Here is a 2,240-nt window from a genome sequence, read left to right on the forward strand (position 1 = left end):
AACGTATTGCTAAGGTTAAAACGGAGGAGTTCGTTGGATGATCCAGCACCTTGTCGGTGTGGCCGCGGCGGCCGGGCGGCCGGCGCCGGGATCGTCGGCGCCGGCCGCGTCATCGTCGGCGTCATCGTCCGTGTCGACGGCGCGCCGGAACAGCTGCTTCGCGTGCGCCAGCGACGCGAGCATCGCGTCGGACACGGGACTCGGCTTGGTGTAATCGTCGATGTAGACGTCGAGCCGGTCCATCGTATTGAAGTGCGGATCGGCGAACAATTTTGAGCGCCGTGCGGCGCACGGCCGCGTCGACACCGCGCGCGACGAAGGCGGAGAAATCGGAGTTGCCGGTGAGGCGGGCGACGTCGTCCATCGTCGGCGGCGGCACGGGCGCGGGGGCGGTGGCGGCTTGCGGCGCGCCAGCCGCGTTTGCCGCGGCCAGCGGCACGGCGGCGGCTCTTGCCGCGACCGGCGGCGCGACGGCCATGCTGGCTGCGGCGCCCGACACGGCGGCCACGTTCGCCTCGGCCGGCGGCGTGAGGTCCCCGCTGGCCGCGGCCGGCGCCGGTTCCGCCCGCGCTGCGGTCTTGCGGCGCGCCCAGCGGCGCAGGAAGCCTTCGTCCGGCACGGGACGTTCCGTCATGGCCCCGTCATCCGTGCTGGCGGCCGCGGCGCGGCCTGGGCTGGTAGTGCTCGCGCAGGTAGCCCGCGAGCCAGGCGTAGACCTCGGCCGGCATCGTCACGCCGTCCGCGTGCTCGCCCGAGTCGAACATGCGCGTGCCCTCGACGTCAGCTGACCGACGCCCGCACGGGCATCGCGCGGCCGTCCTGCATGCGCCACAGCACGAACACCTTCGATTCGGGTGCGACGCAGTTCTCGTAGTAGCCCTGTCTCGTCCGGATACAGTTCCAGTTCGAGACCGGAGACGAGGTAGTAGTCGCGCTCGGGCAACTCGCTCAGCAGCGCAGGGGCGGCAGGTCGCCGCGGTCGGGCACGACGCCGACGGCTTCCCACGCTTCGTCGGCCCAGCGGTGCTTGACGGTGCGCCGCTGCATCAGCACGGCGATCGGCATGGATCCCATCTTCATTGGTTGTGCACCTTCGGCGTGCCTTTCTGGACGGTGGGCGGCGTGCCGGCCGGCTCGGCCTTCGTCGGGCCGGCCTTGACGTCGGTGCTGGGCGGCGCCGTGCCCAGTTTCTCGCTCTTGATCGGGGCCGCGGCGCCGGCGGGCGTCAGCTTGCCGTCCGGTTGTCCGGCCGGGGCGGCCGGGGCGGCGGCGGGCGCGGCGGCGGCGATCGCGACCGGCGCGTGCGCCTTCCAGCCCTGCGCCGCGGCGCGCGCGCGCCAGCGGGCCGCGACGGCGTCCATCGACGCGGCGAGCGCCTGCTTGTCCAGCGCGGCCTGGGCGTCCGCCTTCGCCTTCTTGGCCGCGGCGGCCTGCTGCTGCGCGGGCGTCGGCGCCGGCAGCGCGGCGTGTGCAGTGGCGGCGGCGAGGACGAGCGCCAGCGCGGCGGCGATCCTGTTCATCTGGCTCATCCGGTTCATCCGGTTCATCCGGTTCATCGTGTCCATGTCATCGCCCCGGCGCCGCCGAATGACCGGGATCGCGGTTGACGGCCCGCGGCTGCGGCCCCACCTCGGCCGGCGTCGGCGCGGCCGGCCTGCCGTTGTCGCCCGGCTGCGTCTGCGTCGTGCCCTGGGTGCCGGCGCCGCTGGGCGGGGTCACGCCCTGGCTGGGGCCCTGGCCGGTCTCGCGCACGGAACCGCCCATCGCCGCGCCGGCCGTGTTGCCGCCGCTGCCGCCGGCGATGCCCGGCGTGCCGCCCGCATAGCCAGCGTCCGTCTTGGGGCCGGCATGGGCGGCCATCACCTGGCCGCTGGTGCCGCCGTCGGCCGTCACCATGCCGGGGAATTTCGTCTTGCGCTGGGCGTTGTCGCCGTGCTGCTTGCAGGCCGTCGCGGCCAGCAGCACGGCCAGCGCCATGATCGTCGTCGTCCGCTTCATCGCTGTCCCCTCAGTGCGCCGGCCGCGGCGGCGGATTGCCCGCGGGCGGACGCTGGTCCGGCGGCAGGCGGTCGTCGAACGTGCCCGGCGCGACGCCGGCCTGCACTTCCTCGTACCACACGGCGTGGTGCGCCTTGGCCCACGACTCGTCGACGGTCCCGTGGCGATAGGTGCTGGATCATCCAACTAACTCCTCCGTTTTAACCTTAGCAATACGTAACTGAACGAAGTGCAACATAACA

Annotated in this window: 4 protein-coding genes and 1 pseudogene; all 5 read right to left on the minus strand. The window is 73.1% G+C overall.

What is annotated here, in order from left to right:
* Positions 1–15: 15 nt before the first annotated feature.
* The 5 genes and pseudogenes from ACWNCF_RS01190 to ACWNCF_RS01210 all read right to left on the minus strand — a co-directional run bounded on the left by ACWNCF_RS01190 (position 16) and on the right by ACWNCF_RS01210 (position 1,998).
* A pseudogene (locus ACWNCF_RS01190) lies at positions 16–634 on the minus strand (DUF3306 domain-containing protein).
* Positions 635–641: 7 nt separating this feature from the next.
* Positions 642–764, minus strand: a complete 123-nt coding sequence (locus ACWNCF_RS01195) for a DUF3305 domain-containing protein (RefSeq protein WP_449405720.1) — start codon at positions 762–764, stop codon at positions 642–644.
* A 184-nt stretch (positions 765–948) separates the two neighbouring features.
* Positions 949–1,080 (minus strand): DUF3305 domain-containing protein, encoded by a 132-nt coding sequence (locus ACWNCF_RS01200; protein ID WP_449405721.1) that lies wholly within the window; start codon positions 1,078–1,080, stop codon positions 949–951.
* The gene (locus tag ACWNCF_RS01205; RefSeq protein ID WP_449405722.1) at positions 1,077–1,565 is read right to left on the minus strand and encodes a hypothetical protein; all 489 of its coding nucleotides are present in this window, start codon (positions 1,563–1,565) and stop codon (positions 1,077–1,079) included. The genes ACWNCF_RS01200 and ACWNCF_RS01205 overlap by 4 nt, the downstream gene beginning before the upstream one ends.
* Position 1,566: 1 nt before the next feature.
* Complete coding sequence (locus ACWNCF_RS01210; RefSeq protein ID WP_449405723.1) at positions 1,567–1,998, minus strand: hypothetical protein; 432 nt, start codon at positions 1,996–1,998, stop codon at positions 1,567–1,569.
* Positions 1,999–2,240: the final 242 nt, after the last annotated feature.

The organism is Massilia phosphatilytica (genome assembly GCF_977014125.1).

What these genes read in the sequence shown, in the direction of transcription:
- ACWNCF_RS01205 (WP_449405722.1), bottom strand. Translation starts at nt 1,565, where the DNA reads ATGGACACGATGAACCGGATGAACCGGATGAACCGGATGAGCCAGATG.
- ACWNCF_RS01200 (WP_449405721.1), bottom strand. Translation starts at nt 1,080, where the DNA reads ATGAAGATGGGATCCATGCCGATCGCCGTGCTGATGCAGCGGCGCACC.
- ACWNCF_RS01195 (WP_449405720.1), bottom strand. Translation starts at nt 764, where the DNA reads ATGTTCGACTCGGGCGAGCACGCGGACGGCGTGACGATGCCGGCCGAG.
- ACWNCF_RS01210 (WP_449405723.1), bottom strand. Translation starts at nt 1,998, where the DNA reads ATGAAGCGGACGACGACGATCATGGCGCTGGCCGTGCTGCTGGCCGCG.